The following is a 25,116-nucleotide window of genomic DNA, read 5'->3' on the forward strand; positions in this document are numbered from 1 at the left end:
TACGCCCGCGACCCGGGCCCTAGGAAGCGCTTCGCGCCGCCGATGAGGGCCCGGCCCAACGGCCCGGGACATCACCGGGCCGACCGGCCAGGTGGGATGAGGCCACCTGCCGACACCCGGGCACAGGGGGTCTCACACCTTTACAGTTACTACGCTTCCTCATTCGAAAATCGTAGAACAATAAAGGATCTCCACCGGGGCTTTCCCGATGCCCGAGATCGAGGTTTACGAGATCGAACCGGAGCGGAAGCTGCTGGAACTGCTCCGGGAAGCCCCGTCAGTCACGGAGGCCCCGGCGTGGGACGCGGTGTACCCATATCACCGGCACGAAGAAGGACTGTTCCGAGAGGTGGTCCGCGCGGTCCGGGAGGTGCTCTACGAGACCGAAGCCGCCCGGGTGTGCGTGGGACTCGAGGGTATGGATAGCACCCTGTGCGCGGCGGCGGCCGCCCGAGCCTGCGAGGAGTACGGGGTGGAGCTCGTCTGTTACACCGTGGGGTTCTACCCCGGGATGCCCCGTGAGCTCGTCCACGCCCGGGCGTACCTAGTCGCCTCCGAGCTCGACAGCCGCTACGAGACCCCGGTCTACCTGTACCACCTCGACGTACCACCTCCGGTCGAGTCCAAGCGCGAACTCTGCCGGCTCTGCGGTCGGCTCCGGTTCGAGGTCGCGGCCCAGGCGTTCCCGGGCTCCGTGATACTCGGGGGCGCGAACTTCGGAGAAGCCCCGCACAGGGCTCGACTCGACGCGATCACGCACCACGGACAGGCCATCGAGTACCGACCCCTCCTCGAGTTGGGCTTCGACAAGGGTCACGTGGTGGCGGCCCTCCGCGAGGTGAACTTCCACTTCCCCAGGCTCGAGTGGTGGAAGAACGAGAGCGGGTGCGGCGTGCGGGACTACCTACGGGATCCCGACCCCGAGGGGGTACTGGAGGCTGCCGAGGCCAACGACACGTTCCACCGGATCCTGCTCGAGGAGGGGGCCTGGTGCGGTCACCACTACGACACGGCCGTCGTGCTGTACGACGGGGAGCGGGTGTACCCGGTCCTGATCCCGCTGCCCTGGGGATGGGGCCGCGACGCCCAGCGGGCCGCGGAGGCCGCCTTCGACGAGCTCGCCGATAGGTGGGAGGTGGGGAACCCGGAGGAGGTCCAGGAGGTGGACGATCCGCCCCTCGAGAGCATCCTCAAGCGGGCCCGGCAACTCGGCACGGTTCAGCCCTCCACCTCGCCCAGGTAGACCACGCGCTCCCCAGTCTCGACCTTCCCCTCCCACGAGCGCATCCTCGCCCGGTGCGTCCCGACGCTCACCGGCTCGGCGAGGACGAACGCCGGGGACCCCCATCGGTTCAACACGACGAGCGTCGTACCGTCCGGGACCTCCACCCTGGGATCCAGCTCCAGCAGGAACTCGTCCCCTTCGACCCCTTTGACGGCCCCCACGGTCTCTGATGCCATGAGCTTCAGGAAGGCCAGCGCCTCGATCAGCTCCTCCGCCTGGGAGCGGTCCCGGACCCGAACCAGCTCCGTGACCCGCCGTAGGTCGCCCTGGAGGGCTGCGTAGAGGTCCTCCCACGACACGTTCGAGGCGGCGGAGAGTAGCACCAGCATCTTGTCCTGGAGTAGGTCCGACACCACCGCGGCCAGCTCGTCCACCGGCTCGACCTCCACGAACTCGGAGAACTCCCGCACCTCCACCCCGAGGTGGTCCGCGAGCGCCTCCGCCGACGGGTGCACCCTTCTCCCCATCACGAGCGGTCGGTAGCCCGTGAGCTTCGCGGCCACGTACGCCTGCCTCACCGCGTCCACGCCCACCGTACCCGCCTTCACCTCGACGGCGTACCGCTCCCCGTCCTTCTCCGCCACGATGTCGATCTCCGCGACCAGCTCGTCCTCCAGCTCCACCCGGTAGTTCCTCGCCACCACCTCGAAGCCTTCCTTCCGCAGGATCGAGGCCGCGATCTCCTCGGCGCTCTTACCGCGGCGGAGCAACGGACCACCGCCCGACTCGGCAGGCGGATGTCCGATCGTCGATCACCCGACGGGCCCCGTACTCATCATCGTCAGGACCGGGGTCGGATCCGGGCGTCGTCGTTCCGACCGGTCGAGGCGCCTGTCCCTCCTCACCAGCTCGGTGACCGGGGTTCTCCTCATCCCGACCCCGGCATCGGGACGTCCTCGCGCGGGAGCTCGACGACCACGACGGTGGTTTCCCCGTTCATCTCCACGTCCCTGAGGACCTTTTTCACCTCACCGGGGTCCGGTTTCTCGATCACCTCGACCTCGGCGCCCAGGGACTCGACTATACTCAGAACGTCGGCGTCCAGCCCCATCTTGGCGGCCCTGCCCTCCTTCTCTTCCATCACCTGCCGGGTGAACCCTAACTCCCCGTTACGGGTGACGAGCACCGCGATCGGGAGGTCCTCCCTGACCGCCGTCTCCAGCTCCTGACAGGAGACCATGAACCCACCGTCCCCGGTCAGGGCGAGCGCCATCTCGGGGACCCGGGCCGAGGCTCCCAGCGCCGCCGGGATCGCGAACCCCATGGGACAGAACGACCCGGAGTGGATCAACTCGGACGGGGACGACAGCCGGGCGGCCAGCAGCGCGGTGGGGGTGATCTGACCCGAGTCCACCGTGGCCGGCCCGATCCAGGCCTTCAGTGCGGCCTTCACGACCCGGTACAGCTCCAGATCGAACTCCGGCGGCTCGCCCGGCTCCGGGTTCCACGGTTCCGTCCTCGGAGGGTCCTCGAGCAGTGCCTCCACGAAGGCCCGCACGTCGCACTCCACGACCTCGTCCGCGTCCTCCACCCCGAAACCGACCGCGACCGTGGTGGGCCAGTCGATGTCCGCGCGCGTGCGTCCCGACAACCGGGCCCCTAGGGCGAGCACGACGTCGGCGTCCTCTACCATGTCGTTCGCCCAGCCCCTGAGACCCACGACCCCGGCGTTACGTGGGTGGTACTCGGGCACCACGCCCCGGCCGCGCATCGTCTCCACGATCGGTGCTTCCAGGACCTCGCACAACCGCTCCACGAGCTCCCCACACCGCGCGCGGTAGCAGCCCCGTCCCACCAGGATCGCCACGCGCTTACCCTCCAGGAGCCCGCGGACGCGCTCCACGTCCTCGGGGTCCGGCTCGACGGGCTCGATTCCCTCGAGCTCCGCGGAGACCCCGTCTGGGTCGAACCCCGGATCGACGTACAGCACGGGCTCTGAGCGCGCTAGGGTCCGTGCGGCTTCCTCCGGGTCGTCCGTCACCGTGAGCTCCACGCCGTCCGACGCCATCGAGGGTACGAGCGACTGGAACCCGCGCTCGGTGATCTCGCCGGTCGCGCAGAGCACGGGTACGCGATCGGCCAGCGCGCACGCCAGCCCCGCCAGCGCGACCGCCACCCCGGGCCCGCAGGTCGCCAGGGCCGCCGCCGGCTCGCCCGAGACCTCGGCGGCCCCGATCGCCGCGTACACGGCCGCGTCCTCCCGCGTCGTCCGGACTAGCTCGTCCTCCTCCGCGAGCCTCAGGTACGGTCGGGTCACGTCGTCCCCGGGTACCCCGAACACGGGACGTAACCTGAACGAGGTCACCCTTCCACCTCCCTCGACATTCTCAAGTACTCCTCGATCATATCGGGGAAGGAGCACGCGGGCATGAAACGGAGCCCGAGCTCCCGGGCCCACCGCTCGATACCCTCGTCGCTCGCCACCACGGCCGCGTCCAGCTCCTTCGCGAGCAGGAGCACGTCCAGGTCCGGCGCGCTGTCCAGCGTTCCGTGGCGCACCGTCTGACGGTACTTCCGCCGGAAGCGCCGCACCGTCTCCCCGATCACCTCCCGAATGATCCGCTCCTTGGGCACGTCCGCCTCCTCGCGTAGCATGATCTCGTACGCCTCCAGGGCCGCCTCCCAGATGGCCTTCTCAGCCCGTTTCCTCCCCCGGTCCAGCCGCTCCCGCATGTCCTTCACGTAGGCCATGAACAACCGCGCCGGGACCTTCACCTCGTACCGGTTCGGCGTCTTCTTCACGATCCACGTATCGATCCTGGACAGCAGCTCCGGGCACCCGTTCCGCTCGAGGAACCCCTTCAGCTCCCTGTACACCGTGGGGTACGGGATGTAGCAGCTGATGGCCAGCTCCATCCGCGCCCTACCGATCAGGTCCAGGAGCCGCGTCACCGCCTCGCAGAGGTCACCGTCCCCGAGCTCGTCCACCACACCCCGGTCGGTGAAGGCCGTGGTATCGAGCACGAACCGCTGTTTGTACACGGTCAGTCACCCCGGGCGGGCCGGAGCACCAGACCGGCCCGCGTGATCCTGGCCTCGAACTCGACCAGCTCGCGGCCCAGACGGCACCGGGCGACCTTGCCGTCGCGGATCCTGCGGACTCCCAGGAACCTGTACTCGGGGTGGATCCACGGGCGCGTCTCCTCGCCTCCGAACGCGTGGAGTATCCGGGCGACGGCGTTCACTGGGTTCGGGCGCCCGGCGGGGTCCGGCGGTACGACATCCACGTAGAGGAACTCCCGCGCCGTGTACACCGCCAGGCCCGTCAGCTCGACGCCGTTCACGCGCTCCGTGGCCGTCTCCAGCTCCAGGACGCCCACGTCGCACTCCTCCAGGGCGCGGGTCACCGCCTTCTCCAGGTCCCGCTTCGTCCCGGTCGGCTCGAAGTCCAGGAGGCCGTACGGGTCGCGACGGACCAGGCGACGGCGTTCCGGGCGTTCCCCGGTGATCTCCTCCGCCTCCCTCGCGCCGTGAGGTGTCAGCGTGTACACGCAGGAGGCCGTCCACGGGTCGAACGTGACCGTGAGCACCGGGCGGCCGTCCACGAAGACGCGGTCGGCCCGGACCGGTCCCCGGATGCGCTCCACGGTCACCTCCCGGTCCGCGATCCCGAGGTCCGAGCCGGTCAGCTCCTCGAGCACCTCCCGGTACTCCTCCAGCTCCCCGCGGGAAGGTTCCCTCACCGGCAGGGTGGTCGTCCCCGTGAGGTCATGCGGGGTTCCCGGGTTTAAGGCCTCAGGGCCGCCGTTACGCGTCCTAAAACGATGCCTCGGACCGGAGCTCCTCGACGATCTCCCGCGCGTGGGATCGGAGCGCCCGGTACAGCGCCCGCGCGTCCCTCCGTAGCGCGGCGTCCAGCACGTCCTCCGACTCCGGGATCACCACGTCGAGGTCGTCGCTCGATCCGTCCGCCCGGTTCAGGACGGTGACGGTCGGGAGTCCGAACCTTTCGACCAGGGTCCTGGCACGCTCGAAGTCGTGACGGGCCGCGGGGCTCGGGGCGGTCACCAGCACCGCGGCGTCGGCGCGGGAGAGGGCCGCGATCACGGGACACCCCAGCCCCGCCGGACAGTCGATCACGCACGGACGCTCGGGAACCATCCGGTGGATCACGTGCGCGAGCTCGGGTACCCAGGGCTCGGATCTCGGATGGATCACCTCGAGGTTCAGGTCCGGGTTACGCGACCTGACGATCTCACCTAGGACCTCCGGCTCGAACTCGATCGCGTCCTCGGGGCAGGCGATCGCGCAGATCCCGCACCCGTCGCAGGCCGTGGGGTCCTCGACGGCGTCCCACGGGCAGACCTCCGAGCACCTCCCGCACTCGACGCAATCGTCGGTCTTGACCGCGTAGCGGGCCCGGATCTCCTCGAGCACCTCCTCGACCTCCAGCTCCAGGTACGCGGGTACGTCGGGCTCGGTCACGTCGGCATCCACCAGCGGCACCCCTAGCTCCGCCGCCAGGGCGATCGAGAGCATCGTCTTCCCCACGCCGCCCTTCCCTCCCAGGACGGCGACCTTGAGCTCCGGATCCAACGCGATACCCCCGCCTACACGACCTCCTCTAGGCAGCGCTCTACCGCCTCCCTGAAGACCTCCGATCGGGGTGGGTCGTCTACGGTAGGGGCCTCGACGACCGGATCCCGGACCTCCTCCTCGATCCTCCGCCTCCAGGAATCCGAGAGGTCGGACCTGTTGATCAGGATGACCACCTCGATCCCGGCGCGGTCGGCGACGCGCATCAGGCGCCTCAGATCGTGGTAAGCCGCCGGGGTCGGCTGCGTCACGGCGATCGCGGCGTCCGCGGCCTTGAGAACGTCGTACACGTCCTTCCCGGCGCCGGCCGGCGTGTCGAGGATCAGGTCCCTTTCGTCGTCCGCACCCTCCAGGAGCGCGTGAACGAGGTGTCGGGACCGCCGGTCACCCACGTCGAGCGATCCCGACGTCAGCGTCGCCCCGGTCTCGGACACCCGGTACCTCCGTACCTCACCGATCCGAACGCGGTCGTACGCCAGGGCGCCGTTGGGGCAGCTCTCGATGCACAACCCGCAGCCGTGGCACAGGTCGGGATCCAGGTCCCACGAGCGCCCGACCACGAGGGCGCCCGGCGCGCAGACCCGCGCGCACGTCCCGCAGAGATCGCACGCGTCTTCGTCCTCAAGCTTCGGACACGGGATGTACACGTCGGACCGCTCGACCTCTTCGCAGTCGAGGTAAAGATGGAGGTTGGGGGTGGTGACGTCCAGGTCGAGGGCGTCCCAGCCCAGGATCCGGTGGACGTGAACGGCGACCGTGGTCTTACCGACACCTCCTTTGCCGCCCGTGACGGCCAGCCACATCCGGGGATCACTCCTCGGGTAACTCGCCGCGGGCGGCCTTCAGGGCCGCCTCTTCCGGATCGGTCCCGGGCTCGGCGACGTAGGCCTTGATCCCCTGGGCTTTGAGACCTTGAAGCGCGTTGGGACCGTAACGCGCGGCGACCGTGGCTTCGACGTTCAGTTCCGTGAGGACCGTGAGGATCTGCCTACCGGCCCCGCGCGGGAGGTTCGCGACGGGGTTACTCGTGGACTCGACGAGCTCGACGTCGTCATCCTGCACCTCGTACACGCGGATCTCAGGAGCTCGGGCGAACCGGGAGGACACCCCGTCACCTTCCACCATCACGGCCACGCGCAATTACCTGGGACCCCCTCGTCCCGGACCACCGCGACCTCCGCGGCCGGGACCGCCGCGACCCATACCGCGTCCGAGACCGGCGTAGCTTCCCCAGGTACCCGGCCCGGGGTTCAGCCGGTGGATGAACACGGCTGGGGCTCCACAGTTCGGACAGCTCGAGGGTTTGGGGGCGCCGTACGGTACCTCGATGATCTCGCCGCACCGGGAGCACCGGAAGACCTTCACGTCGCGTCGGATCAAACCCGATCACCCCCTCTTGGGCTCCATCCGGAGAGCACCCGTGGGACACACCCGGGCGCACGATCCGCAGGCGCGACACTTGGAGGCGTCTACCTCGACGTACCCGACGGAGACGAGGAGCGCACCGGTGGGACAGGCTCGCATGCACTCACCGCATCCCTCGCACTCGGAGGCGTCGTGCACGAACACCGCCTGAGGTGTCTCGACGCGGGTTATTCCTTCTCCTCCATCTCTCGCAGCCGCTTCTCTAGTTCCTCGAGCTTCTTCCGCAGCTCCTCCAGCTCTTCCGTCTTCCCTCCTTCCGGACCCTCCGACACGCTCTCCGCGAGCTTCTCTACGGCCTCGGCTAAGTCCTCCCCGAAGGTCTCGCGTATCGCTTTCAGTACCTCCTTCCGGGTCTCCTCGTCCGCTGTTGCGAGCCACCACCAACCACCGCCCCAACCGGGACCGCCGCGCCAACCTCCTCTCCACCAGCCACCGGGCCACGCCGGTGCCGGCGCGCCTTCTTCACCCAGTACCTGCCAGGCGTGCTTTATCTCTCCCGTTTCCGTGTCCTCGTAGAACGCGTGTGGACCTAGCCCGCACCTGCACGGGCCGATGTACCTATATCGCCGGCTCGCCATGCCCTTCACCCCCTTAGGTCCTCCTAACGCCGCGATTAGGGAAACCTAACTCGGTAATAAAGCTTTGGGGATGGGAAAGCCGTGCCCACGGTCCGGGACGCGATGACCGAGGACGTCGTGGTCGTGGGGCCGGACGAGCCCCTGGAGCGCGTGCTCCGGACGTTCGCGTCCGAGTCGATCCACGGGGTGCCCGTCGTCGAGGGTGGCCGGTTGATCGGGATCGTGACGTCGGTCGACGTCGTCCGCGCCCTGGCCTCGGGCGAGTGGAGGGAGCTGACCGCGGGCGATGTCACCCGGAAGGCCGTGACCGTGGACCCAGACGAGGATCTCGAGACCGCGCTGGACCTGATGGCGGCCGTCGGTGAGGACCGCGCGGTGGTGGTCGAGGACGGGGAGATCGTCGGCGTAGTCACCGTACTGGACGCCATCCGCGTGCTGTTAGGGGAGTGAGCCGTTGAAACGGTTGTTCTATCCCGAGGCCGTCGCCGTGGTCGGCGCCTCCCGAGACCCCTCGAAGGTAGGTCACGGGATCTTCCGGAACCTGCTGCGCGACTTCGACGGACCGGTGTACCCCGTGAACCCCCACGCCGACGAGCTCCTGGGTCGACGCTGCTACCCGTCGCTCCTCGAGCTCCCCGAGCGGGTCGACCTGGCGGTGATCGCGGTCCCCGCCCGCGTGGTTCCCGAGGTGGTGCGCGAGGCCGGGGAGGCCGGCGTACCGTACTGCGTGGTGATCTCCGCGGGCTTCTCCGAGGCGGGCAACGAGGACCTCGAGCGGGAGCTGGTCAGGACCGCCCGGAAAGTCGGCGTCCGGCTGGTGGGTCCCAACTGCCTCGGGATCATCAACGCGAGGATCGGGCTCAACGCGTCCTTCGCGGCGGAGTCCCCTCCCCCGGGCAACATCGCGTTTGTGACGCAGAGCGGGGCCCTCGCGACATCGGTCATCGACTGGTTCTCCTCGGGAGACGTCGGGACGGTCGGCGTGGGGTTCAGCAAGTTCGTGAGCCTGGGCAACGCGGCCGACCTGGACTTCCCCGACTTCCTCGAGTACCTGGCGGAGGACGACGATACCGACGTGGTCGTGCTGTACCTGGAGGGCGTCAAGGACGGGCCGCGGTTCCTGGACGCGCTGTCCGAGTGTGCCGGGCGTAAGCCGGTGATCGTGCTCAAGGGCGGCAGGACGGAGGCCGGGGCCGAGGCGGTCGGCACCCACACCGGTTCACTGGCGGGCTCGGGAGAGGTCTACGAGGGGCTCGTCGAGGGAGAGGGTGGTATCTTCGTGGGAGGGTTCGAGGAGGCGTTCGACGCGGCGAAGCTGCTGGCTAAGGCCGGTCCCCCGACGTCGGACCGCGTGCTGATCGTGACGAACGCCGGGGGCGGCGGGATCCTGGCGACGGACGCCCTGCACGAGCTGGGCTTCGAGCTCCCGGAGCCCGCGGGGGACCCCTCGGTGCTGCCACCGGAGGCGGCGACGGGTAACCCCGTCGACGTGCTGGGGGACGCGGACGCGGAGCGTTACCGGGTCGCGCTGGAGGAGTTCGCGGATCCCGATCGGTACGGGGCCGTGATGGTCATCCTCACGCCGCAGAGCGTGACGGAGCCCGTGAAGACGGCACGGGCGGTCGTGGAGTTCGTCGAGGAGTTCCCGGGACCGGTGATCGGGGTCTGGATGGGCCGTCACTCCGTGGCCCTGGGGATCAGGGTTCTAGAGGAGGGCGGGGTGCCGACGTTCCCCTCGCCCGAGCGCGCCGCGAGGGCGCTGTACCACGCGGCCAGGTGGGCGGAAGTATTATAATGTTAGGCGCACCTAACAATTGAGTACCGACGGTGGGTGGTGCCGTGAAGACACTGCTCGAGGTGCCAGAGGGGAGGACGGTCCGCGTCGTCGACGTGGCCGCCGGTAAGGGAGCGGCCGCCATGCTGTACGAGCTCGGGATCCGGCCCGGGGCACGCGTCGAGGTCGTGAAGTCCGGTCCGGGTCCCGTCATCGTGCGCGTCGGCGGCGCGAAGTACTCCCTGGGTCGCGGCCTCGCGGCCAAGGTGATCGTCGAGGAGGAACAGGGGTGAGGCGATGAGGACGGTAGCGCTGGCGGGACCACCGAACGTGGGTAAGACCACCATAATGTCCCGGGTCTGCCGCGCGAACCTGGAGGTCGGGAACTGGCCCGGGGTCACCGTCGAGAGGAAGACCTGCACGTACGAGTTCCGGGGGGATAGGTACCGTCTCATCGACCTCCCGGGCACGTACAGCCTCACGGCTTTCTCCGAGGACCAGCGCGTCGCCCGCGACTACCTGCTCGGCCGGACCGACGGGAAGCCGGACGCCGTGGTCGTCGTCGGGGACGCGCTCAACGTGGCCGGGGCCGTGCGCGTGTTCCTCGAGATCGCGGAGCTCGGGTACCATCACGTCATCCTGGCCGTGAACATGCTTGACGAGGCGGAGCGCGCGGGCATCGGCATCGACCTGAAACGACTGGAGCGCGAGCTGGGAGTGCCCGTCGTCGGTATATCCGCGAAGCGGGGATACGGGATCGAGCACCTCAAGCGCGCGATCGCGGACGTCGTGCAGGGAAGGGTCGAGCCGAACCCCAGGTCCCCCCGGTACCCTCGCGAGGTCGAGAGGGCCGTGAAGGAGCTCGCCCCGGAGGTCGGTGAAAGGCTCCCGGAGTACCCCCCGCGTTGGGCCGTCCTCAAGCTCCTCGAGGGGGACCCCGAACTCCTCCGGGAACTCGAAAAACGCGATCCCGAGCTTCTAAAACGGGTTAAAGAGGTCAAGAAACGTATCGCCGAGCGGACCTCCCACGACCCGGCCGTCCTGATCTCGCAGGCCCGGGACGAACTCGCCACGCGGATCGCCCGGAACTGCGTGACGGGTCGGCCTTCGCTCTCCCGTCAGGACCGGATCGACCGCGTCCTCACGCACCCGGTGTGGGGCACGCTCATCGCCCTGGGCGTGCTCGGGACGGTGTTCGCGTCGGCGTTCCTCCTGGGCGACCCGCTCTCCGAGCTCGTGGAGGGGGCGTTCGAACACCTCGCCGGGTTCGCCCGAAGTCTGCCCGCGCCATGGTCCGACCTACTCGCCGAGGGCGTGATCCCCGGCGTGGGAACCGTGCTCGCCATGTACCCGTACGTGTTCGTCATGCTACTACTCCTCACCGTGCTCGAGGATGCCGGCTACACGGCCCGCCTCGCCGCCTTAGCGTCCGGCCTGCTCGCCCGCTTCGGTCTCCACGGCAAGACCGTGTTCCCCGCCGTCCTGTCCCTCTCCTGCAACGTACCCGCGATCACGGCGAGCCGGATCATCGAGGACGAACGGGCCCGCCTGCTGACCGCGATCGTCGTGCCGCTGATCCCCTGCGGTGCCCGTCTCGAGGTGATCACGTTCCTCACGGCGAAGCTACCGGACCCCTGGCGCGTACCGGCCGCCGTTTCCATCTACGTCGTCGCCCTCTCGCTGTTCGTGGCCACGTCCTACATCCTACACCGCCTCCTCTTCGGCAAGCCGGAGCCCCACCGCGGGCACGTGATCGAGCTCCCACGCCTCCGTAAGCCGCACCTACGCACGGTGCTCACCGTCACCTGGCTGCGCTCGAACGAGTTCCTCCAGAAGGCCGGCACGATCATCCTGGCGGCCTCGGTCCTGCTCTGGGTCGCCACCCGATACCCGGAGCCGCTGGGCACCGGCGGGAGCGCGATCGAGCTCGTCGGTAAGGCCCTCGAGCCGGTGACGGTGGCCCTCCTGGGGCTGGACTGGAAGGGGGCCGTGGCGCTCCTCAACGGGATCGTCGCGAAGGAGATCGTCATCTCCACCCTCGCCATGCTGCACGCGCACCTCACGCCCGAGAACGCCTACGTGCTCACCCTGGTGAGCGCGCTGTACATCCCGTGTGCCGCCACGATAGGTGCGGTCTACTCGGAGACCGGTTCCATGAGGTACGCCGCACTCTCCGTCGCGGCGAACCTGTCCCTCGCGACCCTGGTCGGCGCGGCCGTGCACCACGCGCTCGTGGCACTCGGCGGCTGAACCCGCCGTCACCTTATTTTTCCGTGAACGGGGTCCTGAGATCCGCCAGGTAACGCCCCTTATCGCCCCCGGAGGGAGCCCGGCCGATGAGGAGTGGCGCCGGGATGAGGGTCTCCCGATGACCGGGGGTAACGGGAGCTGAGGCTCACGAGGCGGTGTATATTCATCGGGCGGTCGGGGTGACCCCATCTCGAGGGCGGGTTCAACACCGCGATCTCGTCCCAATCGACGCTGGAACCTCACTTCGGCGCTCCTTGCTCGACCTCGGATTCACATCCAAGCCGTCACCACGGGGATCGACCTTCACGACGGCGAGCCCGCGCTTCGGCACACGTCGTTCGATCCTGAAACCGAATTGTTTCCACGTTCACTTCGATCCGTCGGCGTCCGTCAGGGTTCGAGGTCGGGCGCCGCGGGGGGAGGGCGGCACTGCTTAAATAGCCCATTGACCCTACCTCGCCGCGACTTAGCCGGCAGTCGGGCAGGCCACGCTGCACCGTAAAAGAGGAATGAGGAGGCCGAGGAACGCCGATCGATGACGAGGGTCGGTGTTCCCGACCTCACTCCAGACGTTTCAGCAGGTTCCTCAGCATCTTCGTGTGCCGCTCCTCGTCGTGCGCGGTACTGATCAGGTACGCCCGTACGTCCTCGCTCATCTCGTCCCCGTACTCCTCGATCACGTTCCTCCTGAGCTCGGCGGCCTGCGCCTCCCGCTCCGCCAGTCGCTCGACCTCCGCCCTGATGTCCTCGCTCAGCTTCCCGGCGATCCGAGCCACGATCGCGGCGTGCCTCAGCTCCTCGTCCGCGATCTTCCTGAACGTCTCGGCGACCTCGGACATGCCCGCCTCCTCCGCCAATCCTGCCAGCGTACGGTACACGGTCACGGCCTCGCTCTCGTTCTTGAACCATCTCTCGAGATGCTCCTCCAGTCCGGGCATGGGTACCACCCGGGCCGGTCGGCGCGCGCGAGGCTATTATGAACTTCGATATCCTATAACGAGGAAAGTGATAAGGTGTGATCGGCTCGGGTCGGACCGACGGTTTTCTTACTGTTAACCCCCTCACGGGCCCGGTCCGCGGTCTCGGGTCGACCACCGGGGGCGGCGACGCTGCCGACGATCTTCGCCGGAGAATTCGTATTCGAGGGATCTCGCCCACAGATCGGGCAACCGACGACCGATGAAGACCGTTCCCCTTGGGGAACCCGATGACCGGAAGTCGCGGGGCGGAGGGGGTTCGAGGCGGCGAGGGGGCGTTCACCGCCTCGTCGCACCGGCCAGCGCCAGCACGCAGAGCGCCCCGAGGATCACCAGCGGCGAGACCGGCACGTCGGCCATACCGCCGGTCTGCTCACCCCAGCGGTGCTGCTCACCCTCGTTCGGGCACGTGGACGACCCCGTGACCTTCAGCTCCCCTAGGTTCTTCACCAGCGTCTCGTAGCCGTCCTTTTCGACCTTCACCCATACGTAGTACGTACCCTCCTTACCCGGCGCGGTGAGTTTGGCCGTCACGTTACCCTCGGAGTCCGAGGTGACCTTAGCGTAGTGTCCCCGTTCCCAGTTCTCGGGCGGCGTGTCCTTGTGCTCCTCACCGGCTATCCTGACGATCACCGAGGCGTCGGACACGGGCTCGCCCGTCGACGCGTCGACGACCTTAAACTTGACCTCCATCTCCTGGCACGCGTTGACCTCGGCGGGGTACTGAACGTCCTTCACGTCCAACGTGCCCGCCGCCGCGGCGGGCGATAGGACCGCCAGCAGACCCAGAACGGCAGCCAGAACAACTCTCAAGCCCGGTTCCCCGTACTAAGCTGTTCGAACATGGGTAATTAAGGATAGTGGAGCTTTCCGTCACACCCGCGGTGTCACCGGTTCCCGACCGTGAGACGGCGCGGGCTCACCGGACCGTAAGTCAGAACTCGATCGATGCGATCGGGATACGGTGGATCGGGCCGATGCGGAGTGGCCCTGCGGGGAGGTCCCGATGACCTCCGGGTAACGGGCCGAGGCCCGCTGAAAGGTGACGCGGATGGGGAGGCCGAGGGGTGCCGAGCGGTGATGAAGGTGGCACAGGCCGACGGCGATCCCTTTGGACCCGGAACCAGCTCGCCGAACGATGATCTGACCCCTCTCTCGGAACGGTAGTGGGTGGCTCGGGGACGCCTGCCCCTCATCACCCTGTCAGTGCCCGAAGGGCTCCTCACCGGTGTTCCCGTTCGGAGGGTCGGAGCGGCACCGGTCATCACCGTTCAGTGGCCTAAAGGATCGTCATCCCCACCCATCGGAGGCCGGTGGTTTAAGAGCGTGATGCGGCCGTTCCCGGCTCCACGGGGCGCCACCGTATCGCGGATGTGTCGATCGCCGGACGCGACGTGGCGTCCAGCTTAGGACGTCGTCGGGTCAGGGCCTTCAGCAGCTTCTCGGGCGGTTCAGCGCCCACCAGGACGTGACGAGCCGGGTGGTGCGGTCGGTGGGGATCGGAAGACGCAACGGGTTTCCCCTGTTCTCCGGAGAGTGGATAGGTGGCCCTCTCCGCGGGCCGGGGGTATCCGAGTCGTAATTTGATGTTTCTGGATATCAATACCGTGTTGTGGTGGCGCCGGTCGCCGTCTCATTATCGTTCGACGACGTGCAGGCCGCGGGCCGCGTCGGTGTCTCGAAGGGAAGACACCGGGGGACACGTGAGTCCCTTCCGGTGGAAACTCGGCGGACCCACGGCTTAAGGGGTCTCCAACCGTCGGAGGGGAGCGCTCCGTACGGCCCTCCCGGTCCCAGGTGAGGGACCCCCGTGCGGCGAGGACGGATTCCCCTCGGGCCTCGAGGTACGAGGGACCCGGCCCGACATCCGCCGTGAGATGGTACGCACGTGTTCGGGGCGGATGCCGTGGGTCCGATCCCGAGGTGGCGGGTGAGGCGGCTCGGGGAGAACCCGGGTGACGCACGAGCTGCGCGGGGAGGTCGGGGGTCGGCGGGTACCCACACGGTTCCCCGGGTCCTGAATACGGTTGCTTTACCCGGGTAGGTCGAAGGAAGGAGGACCGTCCGGAAGCAGAAGAAGCAGGAACAGTGTCAGGGGTTCCAACCGTCCAACCCCGACCGTCTACCCGCGACGAGATCACGATACCGTCCGACCGGGTCCGGGCCGGCACGCGGACCGACCCGTCATCTCCCGGTGGCTCAGCGGCGCCTCCTCAGGAAGTCGAACAGCCTGTGCAGGTCGTCTTCGGGCGTTTTCAGATCTTCCAGGCATCCCTCGAGCTTCTGCGCTATCTCGACGACGGGATCGATCTCCTCCGGTCTGGCGCGACCGATGATCTCGCGCTCGTGCTCGCGGAGCCACTCCTTGAAGCTCCCGTCCTTGTCCCTGTGGTAGACCGGTAGTCGATCTCGCAACGTCAGGGTCGCGAGGTAGGAGGCTAACCCGATACCGTCCGCGGGCAGGTCGTGCTCCACGCCCTCCTTCCAGTCCTCCATCCAACCCTCCTCGACCGCCACGACGAAGGGCACCGTCCCCGTGGCGTGCTCCGGGTTCAGGTGCTCCGAGTCGACCGCCGCCAGGACGGGTCGCTCCGTCTCGGTCAGCACGTGATCGGCTACCTCGGACGGTCCGGCGTCCTCAGGGGGAGGAGAGTGGTCGACTGTGGTGGCGAGGACGCCGCAGGCGGAGTCGAAGACGTCCCTCCGGACGGCGGCGACACCGTAGCGGGTGCAGTGCACGTACACGTACCTACTGTCGGTCTGGACCACCACGCACTCGTGGTCGACCTCCACGTCTGGAGCCGTCCGCATCGGCCGGTGCTCCACGGGGGTCCGGTACACCGCGGAGAACGACAGTACGGTCCTCTTGGGCCCGTACGCGATCGGGACCTCCTCGAGGAGGTACGTCAGGATCGCGGCGGCCCAGCTGGCGTCCGGGGGTCTGACCGTCGACGGCACGACCGGCAGGCCCACGTCCCTCAGGTCCTCGACGGCCGGGCTCAGGAGGCTTCCCAGCTCCATGGGTCTACTGTCCCTCTCGACGTCGAACGGGTCAAGATCATGGCCGAGTGCTATCAAGTACTCGAGGGCCGCGGCCTCCGACGGGTGGAGGTGGTCGACCCTACCGTCGCCGTCCACGTCCTTCAGGAACTGGGTCCTGGGGACGTACACGGGCGCCAACGGTTCCGCTCGGAGGGGGAACTCGGGGTCCCCGCGCGGGGAGCTCATGAGCTCCTTCAACCGTATCGACCCCCCGTCCATGTGTAAGGATGAGCGTGCGGACAGGTGCGGGCCCGGCGCCCCGGCGGGATCACGGGCGGCACCGGGACCGGGAACCTGCAACCCCTCACCGCGCTCCCGTCCGTGGTCACCGCCGCGCTCCACGGTGAACGTCGCCGAGGTCCTCGCCTCGCCGTACGGACCCTCGTGCTCAACCCGTGGACGGCTTTCCGGGGGCGGTCGGGGGGAGGAGAGAAAAAGGGAAGTTCACTCGAGCTTGTGGGCGAGTCGTCGTAGGCCGTATCGTCCGAGGTAGTGGAACCCGAGTCCGAGTGCCGCCAGGGTAGCGACCGCGAAGGCCAGTGCCGTGAGGCACACGAGACCCTCCACCACGGACAAGGGAACCCTCACTCCCTCCCCACCCTCACGCAGGAGCATCGCGCCGGGGGTTCACGGCTGAGGATGGAATGGGTGGATGTATCGACATATTAATGTTTCGAAAACGGATCGCTGGTTCTGATCAGATGACGCTCCCCGCGCGGGTTCGACCCTGTCGACGACGGTGCGACGCTCACGGTCCGTCGGGCCCGCGCCGTGGGGTTGGTATGAGCGTTCACGTACGGTATGTCAATGACCGTATGATAAAAATCGTACTGTTTACTCACCACATACGTACGGTAATTCCACTACAGTAATACAACCGTCTAGGTTTTGAAAGGGCCGTGAAATTGCTAAAGTTTGGGTACAAACACTTGAGATATTCTTACCCACGCTAGTGCCGATCTTAACCCTGAACGATGGTATTACTATCGTCCGCTGATAGTATGTAATTCATGTGTGAATCATACTATATCGACATGAGCGTTAGTCGACGATAGTACGTGAACACTCTTACTAGCGTCACCGGCCGTGCCGCAGCTTCCAGCGCTGGAGTTCCAACTCCACGTCGGGTACCTCGTACCTCCCGTCGAGGAATCTCCTGCGCGAACGGATGATTCCAAGTACGAGGAGTAGTGGGCGGGCCATCCTCCGAGGGTCCTGATCACGAAGGATTCCAATCGGTCGGGGAGTTCCTCTAACACGTCCCGGATTCCGGGAGATCCCGCGGGTCTGGCGTCAAAGGCCAGCGCGAGCCCGCGGGCGAGTACTCGTCGGACCTTCTTGTACGGGAGGTCCGAGACCTCGGTCAGGAGGGTCTTGAGCACCGAGCGGAGGTTGCGCATGAGGTGTCGCGCGAGCTCGAGGACCTCTCCCCGATCCAGTGAGACCAACCACTCGACGAAGGAAACACTCTCGTTCTCGGACTTACCCAGGTAGAGAGTCCGCCCGTGCTTGAACCGGGAGTCGCGACGCCAACGGGCCACGTAGTACGGGCCGCAGGTGCTCCCGTTGACGGTCCGATAAGTAACCTCCAGACTCGGCTTCCTCCCCCGGCGGTAGACCTCCCTCAGGACTCGGAGTGTCCGGATCCGCTCGACCGGATCATGGGGTATCGGGATATGAGCGTGCGATCCGACCAACCCCGGCACGTGATCCCCCGATGTGCCTCCAAATTGTATGGAGACAAGGGTAGAGTGGTACCCCAGGATATAATCTTTGTCATCACGATAGGGGACCACGGCTCACCGGTCGAGTCGCACAGCCGATGAGCTCCTTCCATACAAGATGGGCCGACCTCACGACGCTCGGGGGCCCGAAAACCGCAACGTCTTTAAAAATACGTCTTTAAGTAAAGCGACCCATCCGGCGCGGACCCGACGCGTCCGGAGGGGGTCGTGACGACCGTGCGAATTCCCATCCTGCTCGTCGTCTCCCTCACCGTCGCGGCGATCGGCGCGCAGGCGCTGGATCTCTACCCGTACGAGGTCATCAGAATAGGGACGGACGCCATCGGTCCGCCCGTCCTCCACGCGACCCGGGACGGCCTGAGCGTGTACTACCCGACGAAGGGTGGGACGTGGGTCGGGGTGTCCCTCGACCGGGACCTCCGCGTACGCGGCGTGGCGCTCGACGCGGTCCCGGTCCGCGAACGCGACCTACCGACCGGCAGGGGATCGTACTACCGGGCGCTCGAGGTGAACGGTGAGGTGCTGGTCGTCGACGACCTCGGCGACGTCGTGTACCGGGACGCGGGCCGCTCACCGAACGTCACGAGGCCGAGGTGGAAGCCGCTCACCTGCGTCGCCTACGTCGGTCGGGACGGGAGGATCCGGGCCGTGACGATCGGCTCCGGCGGCGAGGTCACCGCCTTCGACCTGAACGTCCGCGGCGAGGATCCCGTCGCCCTGATCGACGACGAGACGGCGCTCGCGTGCTACAGGTCCGGCGGCGACGTCTACCTGGCCGTCCTGGGGACCGAGTGGTCGGTCCTGGAGAGGGGCCCCGAGTGCGTCCTGCTGCACCGGGAGGGAGACCGGTGGGTCGAGGTCCTCCGCTGGTACCTTCCCGAGCGCCGCCACTACGACCACCTGATCGAGGCGCCCCACGAGCGGCTCGTCGTCGGACGGGTCGTCGAGCTCCTGGGTCGCGAGGTCTGGACGTTCCCGCTACCGCTGAGCCCCCTGATCGACCGGTCCACGGGCCGGATCCTGGGGTGGAGGGTCGGGAGCGTGCCGGTGCTCGAGTCCGACGGCGAGATCGAGGTCGTCACGGGCGACGGGAGGACCACCGTGGGCGAGGGCGAGCTCCTGAGCGCCGTGGACCTCGGGTGGGGACACCTCCTGGTCCTGAGGACCCCCGACGGTCGGATCGAGTTCGAGCTCGTGGAGTTCCGGCTCTACGGTCCGCCGGAGGTGAGGGACCTGAAGCCCGAGGTCATCCGGCTCGGCGACCGCACGCTCTACCTGGCCACGGCCGGGGTCGAACCGGTGACGACGATCCTGGTGTTCGACCCGGGAACGCGCCGCCTCTACACGCTCTACGGTAAGGACTACCGCGTCGAGGGAGACGAGCTGGAGGTGACGGACCCGTGGGGCCGGACGCTCCGCTACGTCTACGACCCGGAGCTGGGCCCGGTACCACCCGTCCTGGTGCGCGACGGGACGGTCCTGGTGTGGAACGGGGGCGGGTTCGAGGAGGTCCTCACGACCTCGGGGCCGGAGGACGTACTGCCGCTGGACGACACCGGGATCCTGCTGATCTCGCGCACCGGATCGTACCTGGTGGATCTCGGGCGGGATCGTCCCGAGGTCCTGCCCGTCGACGCCGTGTGGAACGACTACGGCTCGTGCAGCCACTGCGGGGTCATCGTCGCGGTCCGCGAGGGCGACGCGGTGCGGGTGATCACCCCGCTCGGGACCTTCGAGCTCCCGGACGCCCGGGAGGCCCTCTGGCTGAACGACCGCCTCGTCGTCTACGAGGGGAAGGACGGCGCCCTCCACGTCGTCACCCACGACGGTCGCCGCGCCCTCGGCGAGGCCGAGGACGCGGAGGTGGTGGCGCGCGTCGGACCGTTCGTCGTGCTCAGGGAGAGAGGGACGTACGAGCTCCTCGCCAGGCTGACGGACGGCCTGTGCGTCGGACTCCCGCTCCCGGAGGTCCGCGGTCACGAGATCGTGTACCGCGTCGGCGACCGTGAGTGCCCGATCGACCTGGAGGACCTGCTCCCGGAGCGCCAGGTGCCGGACCGCTGGTACGTCGTCGAGGACCTCGCGCTGGGCGACCTACCGGACGCCTGGTGCCGACCGGCCGGGGACGGGACGTGCCGCGTCCTGAGGGACGGGGACGAGATCGTCGTGGAACTGTCCACGGGGTTCGGGCCCGTGAGGGTGCGGACGGGACTCACCGGCGATCCCGTGATCGCCGGGCTGAACCGCTCGCTCCTCACGGTCGTGTACCGGGCGCCCGACGGGACCGCACACGCCGCCCTGCTCTCCCCGACGCCGATCGTCGGGAGGTACACCGACAAGGGACTGGAGGTCGTGAGACTGGGGCCCGACGGTCCGGAGCGCGTCGACCTCCTACCGCCCGCCGAGAGGGAGACCCTGACGTCGCTCCTCGTGGTCTCGACGGTGCCCGAGTACGCGTGCGCCACGCGCGTGAAGGTCGGGGACCGGACGTACTACCTGCTCTCGGGGTCCCTGTACGACGCCGAGGGACGCGCCTTGGATCACCGGCCCGGGTCGACGCCGGGGTGCGCGGGCGAGACCGTGGTCGTACCCGCGCCGATCTTCTCTTCCCTCCGTAGGTACTACCCCGTCGCGACGGTGCCGGCGCTCCTGGTGGGGTCCCGGGAACCCCCGTCCGGCGACCGCATCGAGCTGGACGGCGTCACCGTGCTGGTCCACCGGGAGGGCGACGTTACCGTCCTCACGTTCGTCCGCGACGGACGCTCCGTGGACCTGGTGCTACCACCCCTCCCACGGGGTGACTGGCGCGTCGAGCGCGTCTCGGGGAGGGCGCTGAGGCTGTCGACTCCCGACGGGTTCGAGCTGGAGCTCGTGACCGACCCGTGGCCGACGCCGACCGTCAGGGTCAGGACCGGCCCGACCCGGCTCGAGGTCGAGAGATGGGACGGGGACGGCTACCGACCCGCGCTGACGCTCCGGGTCTCACCGCCCGAGGTCAACGTGGCCCTCCTGTCGAACTGCGACGTGGCCGCGGTCGTCGGCCGGCTGGTGTTCCTGAGCGGGAAGGTCTGGAGGGACGTCGGTACCCTCCGATCGGTGGCGGTGTGGTCCTCCGACGACTCGACCGTCCTCCTCGAACGGGTCGCGGCGTTCGACCGCTTCACGCGCGAGCGCGTGCTGGCGACACTACCCGGACGGTTCGTCCGCGTCGTCCCGACGGAGCTCGGGTGCGACGGGGAGCCGGTGACGCTGATCGTGACCGAGGGGACCGTGGTCGCCCTGACCGGGTCGTCGAGGGTCCTGGAGCCCGAGTACCTGAGACGGCTGGACGGGGGCTGGTTCCTGGCCGTGTTCGACATCGACGGGGAGTATCTGGTGGTGCTGTCGGACGGGAAGAAGGTGGTGGACCGGCGCCTCTACGACTCGGTCGAGCCGAGGCCGGACGGCACGCTGGTGGCGCGGACGCCCGCGGGTGAGGAGGTCGTGCTGAGGGTCGAGCGGACGGGGGACGGGTGGACGCTGACCGAGGGGAGACCGGACGAGCGGAAGGGCGGTGGGAGGACCCGACGGATCCCCGTACCGGTACCGCCGGTGCCCGTCCGACGGCGACGATCGGCCTAGAACTCGATCAACCGCCGCTGCCCCGACCGTCCCCTTACCGACTCGCCCAGCACGTTCAGTAGCGAGTCCATTCGACGCAGTTCCTTCAGGTAGTCCTTCGAGCACAGTTTGTAGGACCACAGCAGAATTTTACCTTGACAGAGTCAGAAATTATTGATGAGTCAGTCAGTAGATCTTCTACCCGTCTACTTGAGTGATCGTCGTCCTTCTGAGTGGTGAGGGGGTCCTGCTCCTCGGACGTCTCCGGCTTCGGGGTTCGGACCTGGGGTCTCGAGGGAGAAGACACGCCCCTGTACGCGCGCTTCCAACAGCCCTGAGAGGCCCCGGTGGCGGGGAAGTGGGAGGGACATCACCTGGACGCCGTTCCTACCCTTAGTACCCGTCCGACCGGGGCGCCGGAGGTGACGGTTCACGCCGCTGCTGATCGTCCTCCCGCTGGTGCTCGCGGTGACTGACCGGGAGCGTGTCCGGTGACTACGAACTGCTGCACAAACGGCGCGAACGGGTGCAACGCCTACGCGTGGAGCGTCACGAGCCGGCTCATACCGATCCGCGCCGTCTCGGAGGTGCGGGGCTCGCCGTGAGGCCCTCGATCCTGCCGGTGACGACCGTGTGAGGATCACCCTCGGCCGTCGAACCGTCGCTCCGGCGTCTGGCAGATTAGGAAACCGAAATCGAGTGGAGAGAAACAGGCATGTTTGACGTCTAAGTCCGCGGCGCGTCCGCGAGGGGACCACACCCGGGAGCACTCGACGTGAGATGTCGTTAACGTGGGGTAAGAGTTTATCCGAAAGCGGGTCCTCCCGCCGCCCGCGACGTCGCTCGGGGGAGTTCAGTTGCGTGTGATGCTCGACACCAACGTGGTCCTCCGGGCCGTCGAGGAGCTCCTCTCACCCTCGATCCCAGAGGTGACCAGGCCGGTCCTCATCTCGGAGGGCGGAAGGGGCGTTCGTAGGCGACTCATCGGGCTGAAACCCTCCTCGAGGGAGCAACGTGTGGAATCCCTTTACACGTTCACGTTCTCCCTGCTCGGATGCCTCGACGTGACCTTGGTGGTGGGTCCCAGGCTCATGAAGGAGTACGAGAAGAACCTGGCAGGGGAGTCCTTCTTCAACCGCTGTTGGAACCTCCGAGGTGTTCTTCAACTGCTCGAAGAGAAGTGCAAGTGGGTGGACCCGGACGAAGAGCTCGTGGAGTTGTGTCGTAAGGCTCATCCCAAGGACGATCCCGCGGACGCCGAGCACGCGGCCGTCTGCCTACAAACTAAAGCGGTGTTGGTCACCCTAGACGTGAGTCATTTTTCACAGATGGCGGAGGAGCTGAGGAGAGAGGGTTTAGCACTGAAATGGCGGACGCCGTTCGACTTCCTCCAGGAGCTCGGCGTGTTCAAATGTAGAGGTTAAGGTTAGGGGTAACGTCGGGCATGGTCTGAGGTTCGGGCTCCACCCACCAGAGCATCTCCGGACAACCCTCGCGCAGGTACCACTCTAACCCCGCTCTCAACTCCCGGTACAGGTGCCTCAGACCCTCGCACTCAGGTAGGTAACCACCGTACTCCTCGTAGAAGTTCCGGTAACTCGAGCGTCGATCGTACACGCGGTCGGATCGGGTGAGGAACTCGTGGAGTACGCCCGCGTGTACGTTCGCACCGACCACCGCCGCGAACCCCAGCGGCTCGTACTCGAGCAGGGCCACCGGCGCCTTGACGTCCATCACGAGGGGTACCACGAGCTCCGAGCATTCCCTCAGCCTCTCGAGGCCGGCGGTCGTCATGTTCGCGCTCGTGATCGCCATCACGTTGTCCGTGTAACAGACCTCGAAATGGACGCCTTTCTTCTCGAACTTCTCCCGACCGACGACCCGCACCTCGAACCCGGCCTCGACCCAGGACTCGATCACCTCCTCGCTCGGGTGAACCCTACCCTCGTACTCCACCTCTTGCACGAGCAGGCGCCGACACTCCGCCCGGATCTCCTCCGGATCCACGCCCAGCTCCTCCATCACCTCCTCGAACTCATCCAGCCCGTACGAGGTGATGAAGAGTACCGAGGCGTCCGGGTCCGTGAACACCTTCCGCAGGGTCTCGAGACCGGCCTTCCCGCACGCTCCTCCGACCTTCACGGGCACGCCGGGCAGTCTGAGCACCTCGAAACAGGCCTCCAAGAGCTCCCTCTCACCCGCTAACACCTCGAGCTCGAACCGCCTGAACAGGTCCTTGGCTTCCCCCAACACCAGCTCCACAGAGTTCTTACCCTCGGGGAACCCCTTACCTGAGGCCGGATAGCGCTTCACGAGCCTGAGGACGGCGAGCGTGGTGACGTCCAACGCGAGACCGTAAAGCGAGGATTTATCCAAATGAACAGCCCCCGTTACTTGGGGGGAGGGGGAGGTCCTTTACTATACAAGTTTCTACTCCGATCTGGTAAGTGGTCGTTGTACCCGGAAACGTGCGGTCCTCTCCCCACGGTTGTCCTCGGAGCGAAATCCTTCCTCGCTTTCCCTTGAACTTGTTAATTGCACTGTGTGCACCGTGAGCGTGGGGTTCTACCGGTACCACGCCGTGATATTCGAAGAGAGAAGGCCCGGAGCTGGCGAGGGAAGCTTTGTGGAGTAATCCATGGGGCAGGATCTTCCTGTTAGAAACTCGAGCGGATCCGCCTGTCCAGGGTCGAGCTCGACCGGGGTTCGGTTACTCGGAGGACTACCGGCCGATCGGCCCCGTCCGGGTGAGCCCGGAGGAGGTGATCGAACGGTACGGGAGCTGGCCCGAATTCATCCGTCGGTACGCGAATGGACTAATCGGCTTGGGAATCGTCTCTGACCTCGGTCGGAAGAGGAAGACAGTACGTCATTCGGCGCTTCCCGAGGCTGCGAGTCGCATGGGGGCCTCGGGGAGAGGCGGGGGAGGCTTCAGATGGCCCGGTGATGGTTCTTCGAAGTATAGCTACAACCCGAACTTTACTCCCTATTTAGTTTAAATTTGATTTTTCATCCATTTTAACTCGCCATCTTTTCGCTCGATCCAACTATTCTCAACGGCAAAATTGATAATTTCTTGTAGTTCCTTCTCATTTACTTTGCGCTTATCTAATGCCTTCTTTTTAATCTCATTTTCTGGAACACAGCCAGCTTTTCGTATTTCTGATAATATCCATTTCATGTCTGTAAGTATCCCAGGGATATGTGCACTTACGTCTATAGCTAAACTTACAATACTTCTATCAAATTTTTCTACGACTTCTATAGCTTTATCTACATCATTCTTAGAATACCATAACTCGCCCTTTTCAATGTTATCAGAATACTTATCATAATACGCATCTTCCATTTTCTCTAGTATATTACAATATTTTTTGATAAATTTACTTATTTCATCAGCCAACTCACTTAATCTACAATTATTAGAATATTCTTCATCGCATAATTTCTCAGCTATCCCATCTATATCTTTAAGCGTCTTCTTTAAATGATCAAGTATGTCAATTACATTATGACTCTTATATACACACCTTCTTACCTTTTTAGCATCATTTGGATTCAGTATTACGTAGTAACCTTCTTTTCCTTTTTTCCATATTCCGATAAGCCACATTAAACGCTCTGCAATGTACTTCGCCATCAGCTCTAGTGATTGGTTAAGTAATGCCACTAAAATCGTATTTATATCACCTTGTTTAATATTCTCATCGGTCTTAATAAACGCTTCCACTAAGATCTTAGTCTCTATATCATTTTGACTTACCTTAACATCTTTGTGGATACCAATCTCTTTATGGATGTAATCCCTGCACTCCTTGTTTTCCCGATAGCACTTTACCGCAGCTAGTAACCATTTCGCCCTCCAGTATATCGGTTCCGCAGGCTCCCTAAACACGATCACGTA

General features: G+C 66.1%; 23 protein-coding genes and 1 pseudogene. 8 read left to right on the plus strand and 16 right to left on the minus strand.

The genetic code is table 11. The features are described 5' to 3' along the window. The first annotated feature begins 208 nt into the window (after positions 1-208). Positions 209-1,243, plus strand: coding sequence for a hypothetical protein (locus MK_RS06585; protein WP_011019602.1), 1,035 nt, complete (start codon positions 209-211; stop codon positions 1,241-1,243). Here the strand turns inward: MK_RS06585 and MK_RS06590 are convergent. The 9 genes from MK_RS06590 to MK_RS06635 form a co-directional block, all read right to left on the minus strand. Further along, positions 1,219-1,995 carry a YraN family protein gene (locus MK_RS06590; RefSeq protein ID WP_011019603.1) on the minus strand — a complete coding sequence of 259 codons (777 nt, stop codon included), beginning with the start codon at positions 1,993-1,995 and terminating at the stop codon, positions 1,219-1,221. The two genes, MK_RS06585 and MK_RS06590, sit on opposite strands and share 25 nt — an antisense overlap. A 158-nt stretch (positions 1,996-2,153) precedes the next feature. After that, entirely contained in the window at positions 2,154-3,590 is a 1,437-nt protein-coding gene (locus tag MK_RS06595; RefSeq protein ID WP_011019604.1) for a thiamine pyrophosphate-dependent enzyme, read from the minus strand. After that, entirely contained in the window at positions 3,587-4,267 is a 681-nt protein-coding gene (locus MK_RS06600) for an RNA ligase partner protein (protein WP_148679752.1), read from the minus strand. The genes MK_RS06595 and MK_RS06600 overlap by 4 nt, the downstream gene beginning before the upstream one ends. Positions 4,268-4,269: 2 nt before the next feature. Continuing rightward, positions 4,270-4,968 carry a hypothetical protein gene (locus MK_RS06605; protein ID WP_011019606.1) on the minus strand — a complete coding sequence of 233 codons (699 nt, stop codon included), beginning with the start codon at positions 4,966-4,968 and terminating at the stop codon, positions 4,270-4,272. A 73-nt stretch (positions 4,969-5,041) separates the two neighbouring features. After that, positions 5,042-5,821, minus strand: a complete 780-nt coding sequence (locus MK_RS06610; RefSeq protein ID WP_011019607.1) for a P-loop NTPase — start codon at positions 5,819-5,821, stop codon at positions 5,042-5,044. A gap of 14 nt (positions 5,822-5,835) precedes the next feature. Further along, positions 5,836-6,624 (minus strand): 4Fe-4S binding protein, encoded by a 789-nt coding sequence (locus tag MK_RS06615; RefSeq protein WP_011019608.1) that lies wholly within the window; start codon positions 6,622-6,624, stop codon positions 5,836-5,838. A 7-nt stretch (positions 6,625-6,631) separates the two neighbouring features. Beyond that, positions 6,632-6,955 carry a NifB/NifX family molybdenum-iron cluster-binding protein gene (locus tag MK_RS06620; RefSeq protein ID WP_226988742.1) on the minus strand — a complete coding sequence of 108 codons (324 nt, stop codon included), beginning with the start codon at positions 6,953-6,955 and terminating at the stop codon, positions 6,632-6,634. A 252-nt stretch (positions 6,956-7,207) separates the two neighbouring features. Next, the gene (locus MK_RS06630) at positions 7,208-7,390 is read right to left on the minus strand and encodes a DUF362 domain-containing protein (RefSeq protein ID WP_011019611.1); all 183 of its coding nucleotides are present in this window, start codon (positions 7,388-7,390) and stop codon (positions 7,208-7,210) included. 23 nt (positions 7,391-7,413) lie between these two features. After that, positions 7,414-7,824 carry a hypothetical protein gene (locus tag MK_RS06635; protein ID WP_011019612.1) on the minus strand — a complete coding sequence of 137 codons (411 nt, stop codon included), beginning with the start codon at positions 7,822-7,824 and terminating at the stop codon, positions 7,414-7,416. Between the two features lie 81 nt (positions 7,825-7,905). Between MK_RS06635 and MK_RS06640 the strand changes: the two genes are divergently transcribed. The 4 genes from MK_RS06640 to feoB are packed head-to-tail and all read left to right on the plus strand — an operon-like array spanning position 7,906 to position 11,848. Further along, positions 7,906-8,274, plus strand: a complete 369-nt coding sequence (locus MK_RS06640) for a CBS domain-containing protein (protein ID WP_011019613.1) — start codon at positions 7,906-7,908, stop codon at positions 8,272-8,274. A 4-nt stretch (positions 8,275-8,278) separates the two neighbouring features. After that, positions 8,279-9,619, plus strand: coding sequence for an acetate--CoA ligase family protein (locus MK_RS06645; RefSeq protein ID WP_011019614.1), 1,341 nt, complete (start codon positions 8,279-8,281; stop codon positions 9,617-9,619). 44 nt (positions 9,620-9,663) lie between these two features. Continuing rightward, on the plus strand, positions 9,664-9,891 hold the full coding sequence (locus MK_RS06650; protein ID WP_148679753.1) for a FeoA family protein: 228 nt from the start codon (positions 9,664-9,666) through the stop codon (positions 9,889-9,891). Positions 9,892-9,895: 4 nt separating this feature from the next. After that, the gene (feoB, locus tag MK_RS06655) at positions 9,896-11,848 is read left to right on the plus strand and encodes a ferrous iron transport protein B (protein WP_011019616.1); all 1,953 of its coding nucleotides are present in this window, start codon (positions 9,896-9,898) and stop codon (positions 11,846-11,848) included. 560 nt (positions 11,849-12,408) lie between these two features. Here the strand turns inward: feoB and MK_RS06660 are convergent. The 5 genes and pseudogenes from MK_RS06660 to MK_RS06675 all read right to left on the minus strand — a co-directional run bounded on the left by MK_RS06660 (position 12,409) and on the right by MK_RS06675 (position 17,564). Then, positions 12,409-12,786: a ferritin-like domain-containing protein gene (locus tag MK_RS06660; RefSeq protein WP_011019617.1), complete on the minus strand. Its 378-nt coding sequence runs from the start codon at positions 12,784-12,786 to the stop codon at positions 12,409-12,411. Between the two features lie 318 nt (positions 12,787-13,104). After that, entirely contained in the window at positions 13,105-13,638 is a 534-nt protein-coding gene (locus tag MK_RS06665; protein WP_011019618.1) for a carboxypeptidase-like regulatory domain-containing protein, read from the minus strand. A gap of 1,386 nt (positions 13,639-15,024) precedes the next feature. Then, positions 15,025-16,065 carry a hypothetical protein gene (locus tag MK_RS06670; RefSeq protein WP_011019619.1) on the minus strand — a complete coding sequence of 347 codons (1,041 nt, stop codon included), beginning with the start codon at positions 16,063-16,065 and terminating at the stop codon, positions 15,025-15,027. 246 nt (positions 16,066-16,311) lie between these two features. Further along, positions 16,312-16,455, minus strand: coding sequence for a hypothetical protein (locus MK_RS09130; RefSeq protein ID WP_158295967.1), 144 nt, complete (start codon positions 16,453-16,455; stop codon positions 16,312-16,314). A 489-nt stretch (positions 16,456-16,944) separates the two neighbouring features. After that, positions 16,945-17,564: pseudogene (locus tag MK_RS06675) on the minus strand (DUF1678 family protein). Between the two features lie 255 nt (positions 17,565-17,819). Here MK_RS06675 and MK_RS06680 point away from each other — a divergent pair. The 3 genes from MK_RS06680 (at position 17,820) to MK_RS06685 (ending at position 22,636) form a co-directional block, all read left to right on the plus strand. After that, positions 17,820-21,233 (plus strand): hypothetical protein, encoded by a 3,414-nt coding sequence (locus MK_RS06680; RefSeq protein WP_158295968.1) that lies wholly within the window; start codon positions 17,820-17,822, stop codon positions 21,231-21,233. Between the two features lie 463 nt (positions 21,234-21,696). Further along, positions 21,697-21,849, plus strand: a complete 153-nt coding sequence (locus MK_RS09135) for a hypothetical protein (protein ID WP_011019622.1) — start codon at positions 21,697-21,699, stop codon at positions 21,847-21,849. Positions 21,850-22,078: 229 nt separating this feature from the next. Then, complete coding sequence (locus tag MK_RS06685) at positions 22,079-22,636, plus strand: PIN domain-containing protein (RefSeq protein ID WP_226988743.1); 558 nt, start codon at positions 22,079-22,081, stop codon at positions 22,634-22,636. Here the strand turns inward: MK_RS06685 and MK_RS06690 are convergent. Further along, positions 22,620-23,588, minus strand: coding sequence for a hypothetical protein (locus MK_RS06690; RefSeq protein ID WP_011019624.1), 969 nt, complete (start codon positions 23,586-23,588; stop codon positions 22,620-22,622). The two genes, MK_RS06685 and MK_RS06690, sit on opposite strands and share 17 nt — an antisense overlap. Before the next feature lie 619 nt (positions 23,589-24,207). Continuing rightward, entirely contained in the window at positions 24,208-25,113 is a 906-nt protein-coding gene (locus MK_RS06695; protein WP_148679754.1) for a hypothetical protein, read from the minus strand. Positions 25,114-25,116: the final 3 nt, after the last annotated feature.

This window comes from Methanopyrus kandleri AV19, from assembly GCF_000007185.1.
Taxonomy (GTDB): domain Archaea; phylum JAADCQ01; class Methanopyri; order Methanopyrales; family Methanopyraceae; genus Methanopyrus; species Methanopyrus kandleri.

Bases quoted from the DNA above. Each gene is read 5' to 3' on its own strand.
- MK_RS06585 (WP_011019602.1), top strand. From the start codon at position 209: ATGCCCGAGATCGAGGTTTACGAGATCGAACCGGAGCGGAAGCTGCTG.
- MK_RS06615 (WP_011019608.1), bottom strand. From the start codon at position 6,624: ATGTGGCTGGCCGTCACGGGCGGCAAAGGAGGTGTCGGTAAGACCACG.
- MK_RS06635 (WP_011019612.1), bottom strand. From the start codon at position 7,824: ATGGCGAGCCGGCGATATAGGTACATCGGCCCGTGCAGGTGCGGGCTA.
- feoB (WP_011019616.1), top strand. From the start codon at position 9,896: ATGAGGACGGTAGCGCTGGCGGGACCACCGAACGTGGGTAAGACCACC.
- MK_RS06660 (WP_011019617.1), bottom strand. From the start codon at position 12,786: ATGCCCGGACTGGAGGAGCATCTCGAGAGATGGTTCAAGAACGAGAGC.
- MK_RS06685 (WP_226988743.1), top strand. From the start codon at position 22,079: ATGCTCGACACCAACGTGGTCCTCCGGGCCGTCGAGGAGCTCCTCTCA.